Source organism: Ruminococcus hominis (assembly GCF_014287355.1).
GTDB classification, from domain to species: domain Bacteria; phylum Bacillota; class Clostridia; order Lachnospirales; family Lachnospiraceae; genus Schaedlerella; species Schaedlerella hominis.
Window position 1 is genome coordinate 2,041,483 of the sequence record NZ_JACOPE010000001.1, and the last position, 18,390, is coordinate 2,059,872.

17 protein-coding genes and 1 other RNA gene are annotated in these 18,390 nt (G+C 39.1%); 4 read left to right on the top strand and 14 right to left on the bottom strand.

Going from position 1 to position 18,390, the window contains the following annotated elements; all coding sequences use genetic code 11:
* Positions 1-26: 26 nt before the first annotated feature.
* A complete protein-coding gene (locus tag H8S40_RS09050) occupies positions 27-1,322 on the bottom strand; it encodes an ATP-binding protein (protein ID WP_118723829.1) in 1,296 nt (431 codons plus the stop codon).
* Positions 1,323-1,411: 89 nt separating this feature from the next.
* Positions 1,412-2,542 carry a prephenate dehydratase gene (pheA, locus tag H8S40_RS09055; RefSeq protein ID WP_022075737.1) on the bottom strand — a complete coding sequence of 377 codons (1,131 nt, stop codon included), beginning with the start codon at positions 2,540-2,542 and terminating at the stop codon, positions 1,412-1,414.
* A 165-nt stretch (positions 2,543-2,707) separates the two neighbouring features.
* Here pheA and H8S40_RS09060 point away from each other — a divergent pair, with 165 nt between their 5' ends.
* From H8S40_RS09060 to H8S40_RS09070, 3 genes are read left to right on the top strand one after another with little or no spacing between them, the layout of a single operon-like run.
* Positions 2,708-3,244 (top strand): nitroreductase family protein, encoded by a 537-nt coding sequence (locus H8S40_RS09060; RefSeq protein ID WP_118723830.1) that lies wholly within the window; start codon positions 2,708-2,710, stop codon positions 3,242-3,244.
* 39 nt (positions 3,245-3,283) lie between these two features.
* Positions 3,284-4,204, top strand: a complete 921-nt coding sequence (gene pyrB, locus H8S40_RS09065; RefSeq protein WP_117989676.1) for an aspartate carbamoyltransferase — start codon at positions 3,284-3,286, stop codon at positions 4,202-4,204.
* A gap of 40 nt (positions 4,205-4,244) precedes the next feature.
* Positions 4,245-4,685, top strand: coding sequence for an aspartate carbamoyltransferase regulatory subunit (locus H8S40_RS09070; protein ID WP_022075740.1), 441 nt, complete (start codon positions 4,245-4,247; stop codon positions 4,683-4,685).
* Positions 4,686-4,776: 91 nt separating this feature from the next.
* On the opposite strand, the gene H8S40_RS09075 is transcribed toward H8S40_RS09070, so the two are convergent.
* The 10 genes from H8S40_RS09075 to H8S40_RS09120 form a co-directional block, all read right to left on the bottom strand.
* A complete protein-coding gene (locus H8S40_RS09075) occupies positions 4,777-5,808 on the bottom strand; it encodes a 3-deoxy-7-phosphoheptulonate synthase (RefSeq protein WP_022075741.1) in 1,032 nt (343 codons plus the stop codon).
* 51 nt (positions 5,809-5,859) lie between these two features.
* An RNA gene (gene rnpB, locus H8S40_RS09080) (RNase P RNA component class A) lies at positions 5,860-6,212 on the bottom strand.
* A gap of 30 nt (positions 6,213-6,242) precedes the next feature.
* On the bottom strand, positions 6,243-6,722 hold the full coding sequence (gene rnhA, locus H8S40_RS09085) for a ribonuclease HI (RefSeq protein ID WP_022075742.1): 480 nt from the start codon (positions 6,720-6,722) through the stop codon (positions 6,243-6,245).
* Positions 6,723-6,751: 29 nt separating this feature from the next.
* Positions 6,752-7,213: a MogA/MoaB family molybdenum cofactor biosynthesis protein gene (locus tag H8S40_RS09090; RefSeq protein WP_022075743.1), complete on the bottom strand. Its 462-nt coding sequence runs from the start codon at positions 7,211-7,213 to the stop codon at positions 6,752-6,754.
* 101 nt (positions 7,214-7,314) lie between these two features.
* Positions 7,315-8,592 (bottom strand): amidohydrolase, encoded by a 1,278-nt coding sequence (locus H8S40_RS09095; protein WP_186865094.1) that lies wholly within the window; start codon positions 8,590-8,592, stop codon positions 7,315-7,317.
* Positions 8,593-8,696: 104 nt separating this feature from the next.
* Positions 8,697-10,169, bottom strand: a complete 1,473-nt coding sequence (spoIVA, locus tag H8S40_RS09100) for a stage IV sporulation protein A (RefSeq protein ID WP_186865095.1) — start codon at positions 10,167-10,169, stop codon at positions 8,697-8,699.
* A 91-nt stretch (positions 10,170-10,260) separates the two neighbouring features.
* Positions 10,261-11,280: an NAD(P)H-dependent glycerol-3-phosphate dehydrogenase gene (locus tag H8S40_RS09105; protein WP_186865096.1), complete on the bottom strand. Its 1,020-nt coding sequence runs from the start codon at positions 11,278-11,280 to the stop codon at positions 10,261-10,263.
* Positions 11,281-11,298: 18 nt separating this feature from the next.
* The gene (gene plsY, locus H8S40_RS09110) at positions 11,299-11,928 is read right to left on the bottom strand and encodes a glycerol-3-phosphate 1-O-acyltransferase PlsY (protein WP_022075747.1); all 630 of its coding nucleotides are present in this window, start codon (positions 11,926-11,928) and stop codon (positions 11,299-11,301) included.
* Positions 11,929-11,931: 3 nt separating this feature from the next.
* Positions 11,932-13,260, bottom strand: a complete 1,329-nt coding sequence (gene der, locus H8S40_RS09115) for a ribosome biogenesis GTPase Der (protein ID WP_117989668.1) — start codon at positions 13,258-13,260, stop codon at positions 11,932-11,934.
* Positions 13,261-13,313: 53 nt separating this feature from the next.
* Positions 13,314-14,624, bottom strand: a complete 1,311-nt coding sequence (locus H8S40_RS09120) for a DUF512 domain-containing protein (protein ID WP_186865097.1) — start codon at positions 14,622-14,624, stop codon at positions 13,314-13,316.
* A 194-nt stretch (positions 14,625-14,818) separates the two neighbouring features.
* Between H8S40_RS09120 and H8S40_RS09125 the strand changes: the two genes are divergently transcribed.
* Entirely contained in the window at positions 14,819-15,997 is a 1,179-nt protein-coding gene (locus H8S40_RS09125) for a ribose-phosphate pyrophosphokinase (protein ID WP_022075750.1), read from the top strand.
* Positions 15,998-16,051: 54 nt separating this feature from the next.
* Here H8S40_RS09125 and ilvA read toward each other — a convergent pair whose 3' ends face one another.
* Together ilvA and ftsY are read right to left on the bottom strand one after the other, a co-directional pair.
* Entirely contained in the window at positions 16,052-17,272 is a 1,221-nt protein-coding gene (gene ilvA, locus H8S40_RS09130; protein WP_118723835.1) for a threonine ammonia-lyase, read from the bottom strand.
* Between the two features lie 150 nt (positions 17,273-17,422).
* Entirely contained in the window at positions 17,423-18,379 is a 957-nt protein-coding gene (ftsY, locus tag H8S40_RS09135; protein ID WP_186865098.1) for a signal recognition particle-docking protein FtsY, read from the bottom strand.
* Positions 18,380-18,390: the final 11 nt, after the last annotated feature.

Below are 18,390 nucleotides of genomic sequence, written 5' to 3' on the forward strand. Positions count from 1 at the left end.
GCTTTTGTGCTCCATCATCCTCTTCTTTATGCATTCTGACCCAGCAAAAAATCGATAAATTGCTGTGCTGTTCTTCCTGATAATCCGCCGTGAGCAAGCTCCCACTTATTTGCTTCAAGCAACAGCTCTTCTTCCGGCATCTGAATCTGATTTGCTTTTGCCAGCTCTTTTACAATCTGCTGGAACTCTTTCTTTGTCGGTGCTCCATAATAAATTGTCACTCCGAATCTTGCTACTAAAGATAATTTTTCCTGAACCGTGTCATTTGTATGCATATCTTCATCACGATCCTGTTTATCCTTAAACGTTTCTCTGATTAAATGACGACGGTTTGATGTCGCATAAATCAGCACGTTGTTTGGCTTTTTCTCTAATCCACCTTCAATAACGGCTTTCAAATATTTATATTCAATCTCAAATTCTTCAAATGAGAGATCATCCATGTAAATAATAAATTTATAATTGCGGTTTTTAATCTGTGCGATTATGTCATTCAAATCTTTAAACTGATGCTTGTAAACTTCAATGATACGCAATCCCTGGTCGTAATACTGATTTAAAATTGCTTTGATAGAAGATGATTTTCCAGTTCCTGCATCTCCATACAACAGACAGTTATTTGCTTTTCTTCCTTCTACAAATGCTTTTGTATTATCGATCAATTTCTTTTTTGCAATTTCATAACCTACAAGGTCATCCAAATGTACATGTGCAATATTGGTAATTGGAACAATCTCTGCGTTTTCTCCTTCCAGATGCTCAATACGGAAAGCTTTATGAAGTCCTAATTTTCCGACTCCGAATTCTTTGTAAAATTGTGTCAGGCGTTTTCCAAACAACTCAACTGATTCTGCCTCTCCTAATGATTTACTCAAGTTACAGATTCTGTCACGAATACGTTTATTAAATACTTTGCTTCCTTCATTTACATTGGTATAATTCAATAAAACAGCAAAGCTTTCTGCATCCAGCTCTTTCATTAATGGTTCAAAATCATAATCAAACAATTCCTTGAACACTTTAAAATCATGCATGGCAATTTGATTGATGCTGCCTTCTACAGGTCCTACAATTTCACAGGAGGTGCTATAGGCGTTCTCATCATTTGATAAAAGAAATGTCAGGTATGTATGCCATAGGTTTCCTTCAAATCCATGACTGACCGAAATTTCTAACAGTTCGTTAATGCACTCGAACAATAAACTTCTCAAGTCTTCTCTATTATAGTATTCATTGTTATAGTTCTCCATCAAAAATGTCATGTCTTGAAGAATCTCTCCATATTCCATGTTTTTGTACAGCATCAATTCATTTGTATGCATTGTAATTCCTTCTTTCTATTAAATAATTGCCATCACATTCAAGTTTCTTATTTCTTAATAATTTTCCAAATATATTCTACTTTTTGTTTTTAGTAATTTCCTAATATATTCAGATTTCTTGTTTCTTCGCGAAGCCCACGAAGCGCATTCTTCACTGCCGGCTGTTCCATATTTCCCTCAAAATCTACAAAGAAACGATATTCCCAGTTTCTTCCTTCGATTGGTCTGGACTCAATCTTTGTCATATTCAGATCATTATAAATGAAATGAGACAGGATACGATAGAGTGAACCGCTCTCATGAGGCAGCTCAAAACTTATACTGATCTTATTCGCATCTTTCAAATATACTTTCTGGTTGGTTACAATTACGAAACGGGTTGAATTATTTTTTTCATCATTGATATTGTCTGCCAGTATTTCCAATCCTTGTAATTTAGCCGCATAAGCACTGCATACCGCTGCCTGTTCTTTATTCTGTTCTGCTGCTACTTTTGCCGCTGCAACTGCAGTGTTCACAACACTGATACGCTGCCAGTCAGCATGCTCATCAAGAAAATGTGTTGTCTGCATGAGTGCTTCTGCCTTAGAGTAAACACATTTTACTTCCTCTAATTTCGTTCCGGGAATGCCTGCCAATGTATGTGTGATTGGAATGATCGTCTCTGCAACAATATAATTCTCGAACTCATCAAGGAGATCGTACATCTCATTCACTGCCCCTGCAGATGAATTTTCAATCGGAAGTACAGCATAATCTGCCGAACCTTCTTCAATAGCTTCCATTGCATCACGAAATGTATGCACATGAAAGCCATTACAGGACTCTCCAAAATAATTAAACATTGCAGCTTGTCCATAAGCTCCTTCTACGCCCTGAAATACAACTCTTGCTTTTTCTTTTTCTAAAGATTCAATAGCAATAAATGGAAGTCTTCCCAACGCTCCTGCCTCTACCAGTTTCTGATACTGAAGCTTACGGCTCATCGACATTAGCTGCGTATAAAGCTCCTGAATCCCCTTTTTATTAAACTCACCGTGTACTTTTGATGCCACATCGGCAAGCTTATTATTCTCTCTTTGTCTGTCCAGAACCTTCTTCCCACTCTGGATCTTATATTCACCAACTTCACCACATACTTTCATACGTTCTTCGAAAAGCCGGGCGATCTCATTATCTATTCCATCTAACTGTACTCGCAATTCTTCCAGTGTTGCCATAGTCTTTCTCCTTTCCATCTTTCGCGACAATTTCCCAATAATCGACGCAAAATTGAACAGTAATCATGATATCATATTTTTTTTACAAAATCTATGTGAAAATATGTTGAAAATAACCAGAATGTGTTATATTATTATTTAGAATATTTGATAGGAGGTAGCATTATGAACGTCATTGAATGTATCAAAAGCAGAAGAAGTATTCGAAAATACAAACCAAACGCGATTGACCATTCTATTATTGATTCTATTGTTTCCACAACTTCTTTTTCCCCTTCTTGGAAAAATACACAGATTACCCGTTTTATTGCAATTGAAGATCAATCCATTTTAAGCACAATAGCCAAATGCCATGTGCCTGATTATAATGCTAAGATTATAAATCAGATTCCTATGTTGATCGCCGTAAGCTACATAAAGGGACGCTGTGGATTCGAACGTGATGGTTCTTATTCTTCCAAAAAAGGAGATCGCTGGCAGATGTTTGATGCCGGAGTTGCCTGCCAGACATTTTGTCTTGCAGCAAAGGAACAGGGGTTAGGCACTGTTATTATGGGAATGTTTGATGAAGATGAGATAAGTAAACTCATTGAACTCCCAGAAGATCAGGAACTTGCTGCTCTCATTGCAATCGGTTATCCTGATATCGAACCGGAAGCACCAAAACGTAAGACTGTTGACGTTTTGCTTCAATATAAATAAGAAATATATGTCATTGAACATACTAGGAGGTATACAAATATGAGACATCTGATGAGTCCTTTAGACTTCTCTGTTGAAGAACTTGACACACTTCTTGATCTTGCACAGGATATCGAGAAGAATCCAAAGAAATACGCACATGCCTGTGACGGAAAAAAACTTGCAACTCTTTTCTATGAGCCAAGTACACGTACACGTCTTAGCCATGAAGCTGCAATGCTGAATCTTGGTGGAAATATTATGGGATTCTCTTCTGCTAATTCAAGCTCTGCTGCTAAAGGTGAAAGCGTATCTGACACAATTCGCACAATTTCATGCTATGCAGATATTTGTGCAATGCGTCATCCAAAAGAAGGTGCTCCTATGGTTGCATGCCAGCACTCTACAATTCCTGTGATCAATGCAGGTGATGGTGGACACGAGCATCCTACACAGACACTTACTGACCTTTTAACAATCCGTAATGTTAAGGGCCGTCTGGACAACATGACAATCGGTCTTTGCGGAGACTTGAAATTTGGTCGTACTGTACACTCTCTGATTCACGCTCTGGTTCGTTACCCTGGAATCAAATTTGTACTTATTTCACCAGAAGAATTACGACTTCCTGACTATGTTCGTCATGATGTACTTGACAAAATGAACATTCCTTATAAAGAAGTTGTCCGTCTGGAAGATGGTCTTCCTGAACTTGATATTTTATACATGACTCGTGTACAGAAAGAGCGTTTCTTCAACGAAGAAGATTATGTTCGTATGAAAGACTTCTATATTCTTGACAAAAAGAAAATGGAACTTGCTCCTGAAGATATGTACATTCTTCATCCACTTCCACGTGTTAACGAGATTTCTGTTGAAGTTGATGATGACCCACGTGCTGCATATTTCCGTCAGGTACAGTATGGTGTATATGTCCGTATGGCATTGATCCTTACACTGCTGGATATTCATGTAGACTAAGTTTAAAACACTTGAATTTTGGAAAGGAATAAAGATTATTATGCAAAATACATTATCAGTTGGAAAAATCTCAGAAGGATTTGTTCTGGATCATATCGAAGCTGGAAAAAGTATGGAAATTTACAAATACCTTCACCTTGATAAACTGGATTGCTGTGTTGCAATCATCAAAAATGCAAAAAGCAGTAAAATGGGAAGAAAAGATATCATGAAAATTGAATGCCCGATTGACTTCATTGATCTTGATATTTTAGGATTCATTGATCACAATATTACGATCAATATCATCCAGAACGAAGAAATCGTTGAGAAAAAACTTCTCAAACTTCCAAAAGAAATCAAAAATGTGATTCGTTGTAAAAACCCTCGTTGTATCACTTCTATCGAGCAGGGACTGGATCATATCTTCGTACTTACAGACGAAGAAAACCAGGTTTATCGTTGTAAATATTGCGAAGAGAAATATCATCGTAAAAACTAAAAAAAGGTCCTTCGGACCTTTTTTAGAATGTATGATAACTAAAAAGGCTTTCGCTTTACGAACATCCATCGTAAAGCGAAAGCCTTATTTTTTAACACTTTTCTGCAATTTCATAAATCAAGCGTTCTGTATCTTCCCATCCAAGACATGGATCTGTAATAGATTTACCATAAATCATATCCGGACATATCTTCTGATTTCCTTCTTCCAGATAACTTTCGATCATTACACCTTTTATCAGTTTTTTAAGCTCTGGATTATAGCTTCTGCTGTGAAGTACCTCACTTGTAATACGAATCTGTTCTTTAAACTTCTTGTTAGAATTTGAATGGTTCGCATCAATGATCGCTGCCGGATTTTTCAATTCCATTTTCTGGTATAATGAAAGCAGACGAACCAAATCTTCATAATGATAATTTGGATTGCATGTACCATACTTATCTACGCCACCGCGCAAAATCACATGTGCAAGATCATTACCATCTGTAGTCACATCCATACCTCGGTAAATAAATGAATGCGAATGCTGTGCTGCTATTACAGAGTTCAGCATAACAAGGAAGTCACCGCTCGTCGGATTTTTCATTCCGATTGGAATATTCATCCCACTCGCTGTAAGGCGATGCTGCTGATTCTCCACTGAACGAGCTCCAATTGCCTCATATGACAAAATATCATCCAGATAGCTTCTATTTTCAGGATAGAGCATCTCATCAGCCGCTGTCAGTCCTGTCTCTTCAATGGCACGGATATGCATCTTGCGAATTGCAATAATTCCTGCCAGTAAGTCCGGTGCCTTATCCGGGTCTGGCTGATGAAGCATACCTTTATATCCTTCTCCGGTTGTTCTAGGTTTGTTTGTATAAATTCTAGGAATGATCATAAGACGATCTGAAACTTTTTCATTAACTCTCGCAAGACGATTCACATACTCGCAGACTGCATCTTCATTATCTGCCGAACACGGTCCCACGATTACAATAAATTTATCGGACTTTCCTGTAAATATATCTCGAATCTCAGCATCTCTTTTTTCTTTAATCTTGATAATCTTGTCTGAAAGCGGATATTCTGCCTTCAAATCAGCCGGTAACGGAAGCTCCGCATTTATTCTCATTCCCATGTTGATATCTCCTTATGTTGTCTCACTGTGTTTTATGTCAATTGTTTCAATGTGTTAAGCAAGACGATGAGCCGGGTTATGTCGTTGAACAATCATCTATCTAGGCCTGTTGTCGCCAACAGGCTCGAGCGACCTACCTAAAGCGTGACGGGCAGCCACATTGCTTTTATCCGGTCTTGCTTCGGATGGGGTTTACATGTGCCCTCTCTGTTACCAGCGAGGCGGTAGTCTCTTACACTGCCTTTCCACCCTTACATATGTAAATACATATGCGGTTTATTTCTGTTGCACTTTCCTTAGAGTCACCTCTACCGGACGTTATCCGGCATCCTGCCCTATGAAGCCCGGACTTTCCTCGTCTGCAATCTTTCGATTCCCGCAGCCGCGATTGTCTGTCCTACTTAACACAGTTAAGAATTGTACCATGATTTTCCCTAAAAGTCCAGTCCCTCATCCACAATCAATGCATTCCCGTCTGCTGCTGTTGTTGCAAGTTCATCACATCGTTCATTCTGTGGATGTCCATCGTGTCCTTTAACCCAATGAAATGTCACATCATGCCTTGCTTTCACTGCCATAAGGCGCTTCCACAAATCTACATTCTTAACTGGTTCATTTTTTCCTCGTTTCCAGTTCTTTTTGATCCACGAATCCACCCAATGCTGATTAAACGCATCTACAACATATTTAGAATCGGAATACACATCCACCTGACACGGACGATTTAAAGCCTCTAATCCGGAAATTACAGCCATTAATTCCATTCTGTTATTTGTCGTCTTCTTATATCCTTGTGACAGCTCCTTTATATGCAGCTGTCCTTTTGTATCCACGTACTCCAATACTGCGCCATATCCTCCCGGTCCATCGGGATTTCCTCTTGCAGCACCATCTGTATATAGTTTTATATGCATCTGCTATATGTCTCCCTTTTCAGTTTTCACTACGCATTCATTGTCTCCAATGCCTGTACCAATTCCATTATAATATATTCCAGACTTTCTTTTGCTGATTTTTGTCCTTCATGAAGATTTACTATAATTGTTTTATTACGGATTCCGGCTGTTCCGCGATCCAATATTACTTTCTTCGTATATCGGATATTATATGCCCGGATTGCCTCTGGAATCCCCGGAAGTAAACGATCTGCCACTTCCATCAGTGCATCCGGCGCGCAATCTTTTTTCAAATATCCAACCGCACCTGTTGTAATAATCAGCTGTACTGCTTCTGAATCTGCCAGCTGCTTCATTACAGCTGCCACTACTGTTTTGTCTTCCGGAAGCACACCTTCTTTTACTTCAAAGCCGATCTGTTCTAGTGTTGTTTTCAATGCAGCACCTGTCTTGCTGCTTTTTTTCTGTTCATATGCTCTTGTATTTATTGTAAATACTGCTGCCTTCACTTCTTGTGTACCCCTTTCTATTTATATTCCCTGCGTTTGCCATAAAGACAGCTTATGTTTTTCTTCCCCAAAGCTGTCCTTTACTTTTTACTTTTTATTTTCTAATCTAATATCTTTCTTGCCAATGAATTTGCCTTTTCATAAACTTCTTCTGCCGGACAATCAAGATAGAATTCTCCGTCCTGATATAATACTTTACCCGCAACCATTGTCATCTTGACATTCTGCTTGCTTCCTGCATATACAAGATTCTTCTCTGTATTCTGGATTGGCTGCATATTCGGCTGTTTGAGATCGATCATGATCAAATCTGCTTTTTTCCCTTCGCTCAAAGTATCACATTCATTAAGTCCCATAGCATGTGCTCCATTTACCGTAGCCATCTTCAAAACTTCCATTGCCGGTACTGCTTCCGGATCATCACACACGACCTTCTGAAGCCCTGTCACAAGAAACATCTCTCTAAACATATCAAGGCAATTATTACTTGCAGGTCCGTCTGTTCCTATAGCAACCGGGATTCCTTCTTTCAGATAACGATTAATCGGTGCGATACCACTTGCCAGTTTCAAGTTTGACGCCGGGTTTGTTACTACATACATACCACGTTTTTTCAAAATATCATAATCTGCTTCATCCAAATGCACACCATGGAATATGGTTCCTCCATAATTGAACAGTCCCAGTGAATCCATATAGGCAACCGGTGTCATACCACTGTGGGCACGACAACCCTCTACTTCTTTTCTTGTCTCCGAACAATGTACACTGACCGGTGCCTGATATTTATGTGCAAGCTGGGCAATATCCTCCATCAGCTCTTTCTTTGTTGTATACTCTGCATGGAAACCAAGACGATGGCTGATCATACGTGATGGATCTTCATTCAAACGAATATAATCTTTTTCCATGCTCTCTGCTGTTCCGCCAAAATCATTTGTACTATCACAGAATGTATAGCGGAATCCACAATCTTTGGCTGAACGTGCTCCGTCATCTACAAAGAAATACATATCATATGCTGCAGTGATTCCGCTTGTCAGATATTCCATGATTCCTAACTTCGTAAACCAGTATACAGCTTCTCCATCCAGCTTTGCTTCATTTGGAAATACCTGTTTATTCAGCCACTCATCTAATTTCATATCATCAGCATAGGAACGTAAAAACGTCATTGCTGTATGTGTATGTGCATTTTTAAATCCTGGCATGATTAAATTGCCCTTTGCATCAATCTCTTTATCCCAAACGATATCCGTTTCTTTTCCTTTTGGTCCTGCATAAACAATGGTATCCCCCTCAATCCACACTTCCCCAAAAAATGCAGGCTTTCCTTCTTCCATTGTTAAAATTCTTGCATTATATATTCTTGTATTCATCTTCCATCCTCGTCTTTTTCATAATATTTGTCAGTAGTCTCTCAAATTCTTTACCTTTGCAATATCTCATTTTTATCACTTACGCAGTTATTTTTATTATACTCTTAAATAATAATACAAACAAGACCTCCATTGCTGTCATTTACAATCTTTTGCATCGTATCCTGCAGCTTCACCTGGCTTTCTTCATTAATTTTTACAAGCTTACTCTGAATCCCATCTATCACTAATTCTTCTACGGATTTTCCAAAAATATTTGTTGCCCAGACACCTTCTTCTGTCTGGCTTTCTGCTTTAATATATTGTACCAGATCTTCTGCCTGTTTTTCACTCCCAACAATCGGAGCAATTTCAGTTGCAATATTTGCCCGGATCATATGAATAGAAGGTGCCTCTGAATGGATTTTCACACCAAATTTATTTCCCTGCTTTATGATTGTTGGTTCATCCAACACGATTTCGTCTCGTTTTGGACTGACAACTCCATAGCCTTTTCGTTTCACATCCGCAAACGCATCTTTTATCTGAACATATTCTTCTTTCATTGCGGATAAAGATTTTAAAACAGATATCAATTCATATTCTCCTTGGATAGATGTACCCGTCAGTTCACTCAATACTTGATAATAATATTGCATGTCAAACTCTAACTGAACACAAACCTTCCCTGTATCCATCTCGATCTTATCCACCCGAACTTTCTCTATGTAGGGACTGTCTGTTTTTTCTTCTATTAATCCGGCACTTCTGATATCCACAAGTTCATCTAAAATTTTTTTCACCACTTTCAAAAGATCTTGTTTGATTACATGCTCCCTCGACAACATTTCTACCCATTTGGGAATAAAAAATTCAACCTCCGATATTGGAAATTCATATAAAAGCTGTTGAATCATCTGATTAATATCTTCCATTTTTAATTGTTCGCAGTTCACAGTAATCACGGTTGTCTTATACTTTTTCTCAAGCTCCTGCTTCAAATCCTGTGCTTCCTCAGAATACGGTTTTTTACAATTTAGTACAATTAAAAATGGTTTTCCTATACTTTTCAATTCTTGTATCGTCTGTTCTTCTGCTGCCACATAATTTTGTCTTGGAATTTCTCCGATACTTCCATCTGTTGTGACAACCAGACCTATCGTTGAATGATCGCGTATCACTTTCTGCGTCCCTATTGCTGCTGCTTTTGTAAACGGAATTTCTGTATCAAACCATGGTGTCTTCACCTGTCGTTCAACATCATGTTCAATATGTCCGATTGCTCCATCTACCATAAATCCAACACAATCAATCAGTCTTACTTTTATATTTACATCCTCTCCCAGCTTTAATTGTGCCGCATCTTTTGGAATAAATTTCGGTTCTGTTGTCATAATCATTGTACCGGATGCCGATTGTGGAAGTTCATCCTGCGTTCTCTTCCTGTCATGCTCATCTGTTATATTAGGAAGCACCAGCAAATCCATAAATCTTTTGATAAATGTCGACTTGCCTGTCCGAACCGGTCCTACTACTCCGATATAAATCTCCCCGTTAGTTCTTGTCTGCATATCTTTGTATAACTGAAATGAATCCATAAAAATACCCCCTTGTTCTGCTGATACCAATGTATGCAGACCAAGAGGGGTTTATACGTTTGTTTTCTTTTAATCCAAACTCAATATTCTATTATACTTCATCCGGCCATGGCAGTGATGCATGTTCGTTTTTAGATTCTCTGAGCATCAACTCATTTACTGCATCACGCGCTTTCTTACCTTCAAACAAAATCTGATTGACCGCTGTTACGATTGGCATAGATACATCATATTTTTCAGCAAGCCTTGCTGCTGCTTTTGCAGAATAAACGCCTTCTACTACCATTTGAACTTCATCCATTGCCTCTTGCATGGATTTTCCCTGCCCCATAAGATATCCGGCTTTACGGTTACGGCTGTGTACACTTGCACAGGTTACAATTAAATCTCCAATTCCTGTAAGCCCTGTAAATGTTTCCAGTTTTCCCCCCATCTTCATACCAAGTCTTGCAATCTCTGCGATACCACGTGTGATAAGTGCGGCTTTTGTATTGTCTCCATAACCCAGCCCGTCAGCCATGCCGGCTGCCAGTGCAATTACATTCTTAAGTGAACCGCCAAGCTCGATTCCCAAAATATCCGGGCTGATATAAACACGAAATACCGGACTGATAAAAGCCTTCTGAAGATATTCTGCTGTCTTCTTTGTCTTTGCTCCAATCACGCATGTCGTTGGTAATTTTCTTCCAACTTCCTCTGCATGACTTGGTCCTGAAAGCACTGCCACATCTGCCTGAGGAATCTCTTCCTCTATCTGTTGAGACAATGTCTTCAATGTACTCTCTTCAATACCTTTTGCAACATCTACGATTTTCTGCCCCTCTGCAACATACGGGCACATCTTCTTTGCCGTTGCTCTTGTAAATGGAGATGGTACTGCCAATACAAGAAAATCTTTTCCTTCAATTGCTTCCTGAAGATTTCCTGTGATCACCATCTTATCGGACAGCTTCACTCCCGGCAATTTTTTAGCATGTTCACGCTGCTCATTCAACATCTTCACCTCTTCCAGATCGATCGACCAGATTGTCACCTGATGCCCATTGTCATCCAAAAGTACCGATAATGCTGTACCCCAGCTTCCTGCTCCGATTACTCCTACGTTTGCCACATCAAACACCCCTTTCTCTTATTTTTTTGAACCGAATCTATTTTCTGTTCCGGCTATCAGACGTTTGATATTTTCTTTATGTCTAAACCATGCAAGCACCATAATGACACATGCAAGCACATAAGTCTCAATACGATAATTTAAGCTCATTCCAAGACCGCCCATCTCTCCGTAAAGAATGATTTCCATAAAAAATGTCGTTGCCGCCAATAGAGAGCCAAGCGACACATAGCGTGTTAAAATTGATGCGATTAAAAAACATGCCAGTGGAATCGGTACCAAAACCGGATGCGTTGCAACTACCAGTCCTGCCAGTACAGCAATTCCTTTTCCACCTTTAAACTTCAAATAAAACGGAAAATTATGACCCAGGGTTGCACCTACCCCTGCGTACATTGCCAGCATCGGTGCATACGCTGTGTCACGGTAAATATATCGCGTAAGACATATCGCTAATACGCATTTCAGCACATCTCCTGCAAATGTACACAAACCGGCTTTCCATCCCATTACACGAACTGCATTTGTTGAGCCGGCGTTTCCGCTGCCCTGCTGTCTGATATCAATATGATGCAGTTTTCCAACAATATAACCTGTCTGAAACAAGCCAAAAATATATCCAATTACTAAACAGATGATACGTTCCATCTTCTACTGATCCTTTTCCTTTCTCTCTCTGATAAAGAACTTTAATGAAGTTCCTCTGAATCCAAAAGCTTCTCGAATCTTGTTTTCCAAATATCTTGTATATGAAAAATGCATCAGCTGCTTATCATTTACAAAAATTACAAATGATGGTGGTTTAACCGCTACCTGAGTAATATAGTAAAGTTTCAGACGTTTTCCCTTATCTGAAGGTGGCTGCTGCATAGCAACTGCCTCTGTCATGATCTCATTCAAAACTCCTGTCGCAACGCGGAGGGTCTGATTCTCAATAACCATATCGATCATATCATATAATTTATTCAAACGCTGTCCTGTCATAGCAGATACATACATAATTTCTGCATATGGCATGTATGACAATACCTGACGGATCTTATTCTCATATTCACGCATTGTCTTGTCATTTTTCTCAATGGCATCCCATTTATTCACCACAATGATGACACCCTTGCCTCGTTCATGTGCAATTCCGGCAATCTTTGCATCCTGCTCTGTTACACCTTCTGTTGCATCGATCACCATCAAGACCACATCTGCACGCTCCACTGCTGTTACTGTACGGATAATACTGTAACGCTCCAGTTCTTCTTTTATCTTATTTTTACGGCGAAGTCCCGCTGTATCAATAAAAACATATTCCTTGTCATTATGCTTGATTGCTGTGTCAATGGCATCTCTTGTCGTACCTGCAATATTAGATACAATCACGCGGTTCTCTCCCAACAATTTATTAATGATCGAAGATTTTCCTACGTTTGGTTTCCCTACGATGGCGATACGAGGACGTTCATCTTCCTCTTCTTCTCCTGCACCTTCCGGGAAATGTGAAATCACAACATCGAGCATATCTCCCAATCCAAGTCTGGATGCAGCCGAGATTGGAATTGGATCTCCGATTCCAAGATTATAGAACTCGTACACATCTGCCATGTATTTATCAAAATTATCTACTTTATTTACAACAAGTACGATTGGTTTTCCGGAACGACGAAGCATATCTGCAACCTTTGAATCCGAATCCTGAAGTCCCTGTTTTACATCTGTAATAAATACAATTACATCTGCTGTATCAATGGCAATCTGCGCCTGTTCTCTCATCTGTGATAAAATGACATCTCTGCTGTCCGGCTCAATACCGCCTGTATCGATCATTGTAAATTCTTTATCCAACCAGGAAACATCCGCATAAATACGGTCTCTTGTTACTCCCGGTGTATCTTTGACGATGGAGATCATCTCCCCCGCCAGTACATTAAATAATGTAGACTTTCCTACGTTAGGTCTTCCTACAATTGCTACCACTGGTTTACTCATCTTTGTATCTACCTTTCTTATATTCTCTATTTATCAGTTACTTTTTTATGTGTTTATTTTTCCAATATTGCATCAAGCAAATCTTGTCCGCTTGATTTTACAATATTCAACTTTACTTGTAAAGTTTTCTCTACATCATCTGTCGTATAATCATCCAAAAATACATCCTCATCTATACGCAGCATATTGCATGGGATCAATAATCGTTCTCCCTGCATCTGTTCTTTCATCTGGCTCATCAAATCCTGTCCGGTAATCAGTCCGGACACCGTGATTAATTCACCAAAGAAATCATTTCTGATTGGGACAACATTTACATGAACATTCGGAAACTTGTCCTTCATCGCCTGTACAAGACGCAACAGATACGGATAAGCCAGACGCCCCGTTGCCATAGACATCACACGTTCTTTGTCATCCCCTTCTTCTTTCTCCAGTGCTTCCATGAACTCATCATGGAGCAGTCGAAGCATTCCAACTCCATTCTCAAGCTGAAGATATCCGTCATATTGTTCTTCATCCGGAAGCTCCCGCTCTGCAAGAATATACCATTCATCACTGGCGTGGATAAAATGAATTCCATATTCTGGATAAACCTTCTCTCTCCATTTATAAATAATATCCAACACCTGATTCGCATCTTCCTTTGTAAATGGTTCGAGTGGCTCAAGTCCATCACGGTATTTGCTAAGTCCTACCGGAACCACAGAAACACTTCTTAAAAATGGCAGGTATTTTGTCAGGTCGCGAATACTTCTCTCCAACTCTTCTCCGTCATTAAAGCCCTTACACAATACGATCTGACCATTCATCTCAATGCCTGCCTGATATAAAATATCAACCTTCTTTAAAGCATCTCCGGCAAAACGATTGTGCAGCATCCTGCATCTAAGTTCCGGGTTGGTCGTCTGAAAGGAAATATTGATTGGCTCCAGATGGTACTTCACAATTCTTTGCATATCATGCTCGCTCATATTTGTAAGTGTCACATAATTTCCCTGCAAAAATGAGAGTCTGGAATCATCATCTTTAAAATAAAGTGTCTCTCTCATTCCCGGAGGCATCTGATCGATAAAACAGAAAATGCATTTATTATGACAGGAACGATATTCATCCATCAGTCCCTGTTCAAAATCCATTCCCAAATCTTCCAATTCTTCTTTTTCAATCTCTAATTCCCATTGTTCTCCATTTTCCTTCTCTATAAGCAGAACAACAAGCTCATCTTCCATGTAATAGCGATAATCAAAAATGTCTTCGATTTCATTTCCATTCATCGTCAACAATCTATCCCCTGGTTCGATTCCCATCTCTTCAGCAATACTGCCAGGGTGCACTGTGCTGATGACATGTTTATGTTTCATATAATTAAACCTCTTTCATATCGACATAATTTCCGCAATATACCATGTTATTTTAACATAATCCGCAAATTTAGTAAAGATAAGGTTGAGTCACTTGAATTTCTATATAAAAAATGATATAACGATATTGTATCTGTGTATGATGACGTATTCATACACCGCACAATCACGAAAATAATACTTAGGAGAAAATCATGTCAAACAATATTGAAGCATTGGAAAAAACACTTCCTGCTGCACCGATGAAACTGGTTGCAATGGAAAGCTGTAAGGACCTTGGTCAGAAGGTCAATGACTATCTTGTATCTTTTCGAAAGGACACCATTAACGAGATCACAAACTCTCCACTCTATGCAAATTACAAATCAAACAGCTATCTTGTAGATTGTAGTTGTCCACGTTTCGGAAGCGGAGAAGCGAAAGGTATATTAAAAGAAACCATCCGCGGAACGGATCTGTTTATCATGACTGATGTCTGCAACTACAGCCTGACTTATTCTGTAAATGGACATCTCAATCACATGTCTCCAGATGATCACTATCAGGATCTGAAACGTATCATCTCTGCCGCAACCGGAAAGGCACATCGTATCAACGTTATCATGCCATTCCTTTACGAAAGCCGTCAGCACAAACGTACCAAGCGAGAATCTCTGGACTGTGCACTTGCATTAGAAGAATTAACTGCAATGGGTGTTGAAAACATCATCACTTTTGATGCACATGACCCACGAGTACAGAATGCGATTCCTTTGAGCGGATTCGATAGTTTTGATCCTCCGTATCAGTTTATGAAAGCACTTTTCAAAGCAGTTCCTGATCTTATTGTCGACAAAGAACATCTGATGATCATCAGCCCGGATGAAGGTGCTATGCATCGTGCTGTATACTTTTCAAATGTCCTTGGCGTAGATATGGGTATGTTCTATAAACGTCGTGACTACTCTACTATTGTAAATGGCAAGAATCCAATCGTTGCCCACGAATTTTTGGGAGACGATGTGACAGGAAAAGATGTCATCATCGTAGACGATATGATTTCTTCCGGAGAAAGTATGCTTGATGTTGCAAAGAAATTAAAAGAACGTGGTGCCGGACGTGTATTTGTATGTACAACATTTGGTCTGTTCACAGAAGGATTTGATAAATTTGATGATTATTATGAAAAAGGATATATCACCAAAGTAATCACAACCAACTTAACTTATCTGCCTTCTATTGTAAACGAAAAGCCATATTTCGTAACTGCAGATATGAGTAAATTCCTGGCATTGATCATTGATTCATTGAATCATGATGTTACAATCGGCAACGTACTGAATCCAACAGACAAAATCCATACTTTATTAGAAAAACACAATATCAAACGATAAAAGCAAAAAAAGAAAAGGTTTCCGGACCTTTTCTTTTTTTGCTTTTTATTATCACTAATACAATTTCGCACTGATTGTTTTTGGTTTCAATCCATTTTCTTCAAGTGCTGCAAGTATCTTATGCTTATGCTCTGTTCCAAACGCTTCCATCGTAATTCTAAGCTCTACTGCCGCATTTCTATTTGTACTTACAAACTGATTGTGCTCAAGTTTGATAATATTACCTTTTTGTTCTGCGATAACAGATGCAACTCTCTGCAACTCACCCGGCTTATCCGGAAGTAATACAGATACTGAGAAAATACGATCTCGCTGGATCAATCCATGCTGTACTATAGATGACATTGTAATCACATCCATGTTACCGCCACTTAAGATACATACAACCTTTTTGCCTTTGCAATCAAGCTGTTTCAATGCTGCGACACTCAAAAGACCAGAATTTTCGACGATCATCTTGTGATTTTCTACGATATCCAAAAATGCACCAATTAACTCATCATCTTCTACCAGCAATACTTCATCAACATTCTCTCGTACATATGGCAGATTCTGATGTCCTACTGCTTTTACTGCTGTACCATCTGCAATTGTATTCGCACTGTCAAGTTCTACTACTTCTCCGGCTTTTAACGCTGCTGTCATACTTGCTGCTCCGGCTGGTTCTACACCAATGACTTTAATCTTTGGATTGAGCATCTTCGCAAGTGTAGATACACCTGTGATTAATCCGCCTCCACCGATCGGTGCAAGAATATAATCTACAGTAGGCAGTTCCTGAATGATCTCCATAGCAATTGTTCCCTGTCCGGTTGCAACGTCCAGATCATCAAATGGATGCACAAATGTATACCCATGTTCTTCTGCAAGTTTATATGCATACTCACATGCATCGTCATATACATCTCCGTGAAGAATTACTTCCGCACCATAGCTCTTTGTACGATTCACCTTGATAAGTGGTGTTACTGTAGGCATAACAATCGTCGCCTTACATCCATATGCCTTTGCTGCATATGCAACTCCCTGTGCATGGTTTCCCGCAGATGCTGTAATCAGACCTTTTGCACGTTCTTCTTCTGACAATGTACTGATCTTGTAATAAGCTCCACGTAATTTGTATGCTCCTGTATGTTGCATATTTTCTGGTTTTAAATACACCTTTGCCCCTGTCTGCTGGCTTAAATAATCACTCTTTATCAATTTTGTCGGGTTTGTAACTCGTGTAACTATTTCACTTGCTTCCTCGAACTTCTCTAATGTTAATTCATTCATCCTGCTCACCTTTTTTCTTTGTGTTTTGACTTCTATTTCAGCTTTTTCTAAAAAACTTTATCCGTTTCTTATGTTATATCATAAGAACTCTCGAGTTCGATGTCAATTATTTTTTATATAATATGCAAAAAAATGTATGTTTATTCGTTGTTACTCTTCATCTTCTGTATATTCTTTTTTGTCATTTGTATAAAATAATGCATTTACAAATTCATCTGCATTAAATTTCTGCAAATCATCAATCGACTCTCCGACACCGATATATTTCACCGGAATACCAAGCTCTGACTGGATTGCAACTGCTATTCCGCCTTTTGCTGTTCCGTCCATCTTCGTTAATACAACACCTGTAATATCTGTAACTTCATTAAACTCTTTTGCCTGAGCTAATGCATTCTGCCCTGTTGTAGCATCCAGAACAACCAATGTCTCACGATACGCATCCGGGTATTCTCTATCTATCACACGATTGATTTTTTTCAATTCTTCCATCAGATTCTTTTTGTTATGAAGACGTCCTGCTGTATCACAGAGCAAAATATCTGCTTTTCTTGCTTTTGCCGCTGCTACTGCATCATAGACAACTGCTGCCGGATCAGACCCTTCCTGTCCACCAATCATCTCTACCTGTGCACGATTTGCCCATTCCTTAAGCTGTTCTCCTGCTGCAGCACGGAATGTATCTGCCGCACCAAGGATTACTTTCTTCCCTTGTGCATGGAATTTTCCTGCCAGCTTTCCAATCGTCGTAGTTTTACCTACTCCATTGACTCCGATCACAAATACTACAGACTGGCGGTTCTCAAATTCATAAGCTGTCTCGCCTACATCCATCTGTTTTTTTATGCTATCGATCAATAATTCTCTACATTCGATAGGTTCTTTGATATGCTGTTCTTTTACCTTCTCTTTGAGCTCTTCTATAATCTCTATTGTTGTGTGCACACCGAGGTCTCCCATGATCAATGTTTCTTCTAATTCCTCATAGAAATCATCATCAATATGAGAAAAACCATGAAAAATACTGTCCATTCCGGACACAATATTATCTCTTGTTTTTGTCAGACCTGATACCAGTCTGCTAAAAAAACCTTTTTTCTCTCCCATTTTTCTCTCCT

Coding starts and splice junctions, on each gene's coding strand:
- H8S40_RS09050 (WP_118723829.1), bottom strand. CDS start 1,322: ATGCATACAAATGAATTGATGCTGTACAAAAACATGGAATATGGAGAG.
- pheA (WP_022075737.1), bottom strand. CDS start 2,542: ATGGCAACACTGGAAGAATTGCGAGTACAGTTAGATGGAATAGATAAT.
- H8S40_RS09060 (WP_118723830.1), top strand. CDS start 2,708: ATGAACGTCATTGAATGTATCAAAAGCAGAAGAAGTATTCGAAAATAC.
- pyrB (WP_117989676.1), top strand. CDS start 3,284: ATGAGACATCTGATGAGTCCTTTAGACTTCTCTGTTGAAGAACTTGAC.
- H8S40_RS09070 (WP_022075740.1), top strand. CDS start 4,245: ATGCAAAATACATTATCAGTTGGAAAAATCTCAGAAGGATTTGTTCTG.
- H8S40_RS09075 (WP_022075741.1), bottom strand. CDS start 5,808: ATGGGAATGAGAATAAATGCGGAGCTTCCGTTACCGGCTGATTTGAAG.
- rnhA (WP_022075742.1), bottom strand. CDS start 6,722: ATGCATATAAAACTATATACAGATGGTGCTGCAAGAGGAAATCCCGAT.
- H8S40_RS09095 (WP_186865094.1), bottom strand. CDS start 8,592: ATGAATACAAGAATATATAATGCAAGAATTTTAACAATGGAAGAAGGA.
- spoIVA (WP_186865095.1), bottom strand. CDS start 10,169: ATGGATTCATTTCAGTTATACAAAGATATGCAGACAAGAACTAACGGG.
- plsY (WP_022075747.1), bottom strand. CDS start 11,928: ATGGAACGTATCATCTGTTTAGTAATTGGATATATTTTTGGCTTGTTT.
- der (WP_117989668.1), bottom strand. CDS start 13,260: ATGAGTAAACCAGTGGTAGCAATTGTAGGAAGACCTAACGTAGGAAAG.
- H8S40_RS09120 (WP_186865097.1), bottom strand. CDS start 14,624: ATGAAACATAAACATGTCATCAGCACAGTGCACCCTGGCAGTATTGCT.
- H8S40_RS09125 (WP_022075750.1), top strand. CDS start 14,819: ATGTCAAACAATATTGAAGCATTGGAAAAAACACTTCCTGCTGCACCG.
- ilvA (WP_118723835.1), bottom strand. CDS start 17,272: ATGAATGAATTAACATTAGAGAAGTTCGAGGAAGCAAGTGAAATAGTT.
- ftsY (WP_186865098.1), bottom strand. CDS start 18,379: ATGGGAGAGAAAAAAGGTTTTTTTAGCAGACTGGTATCAGGTCTGACA.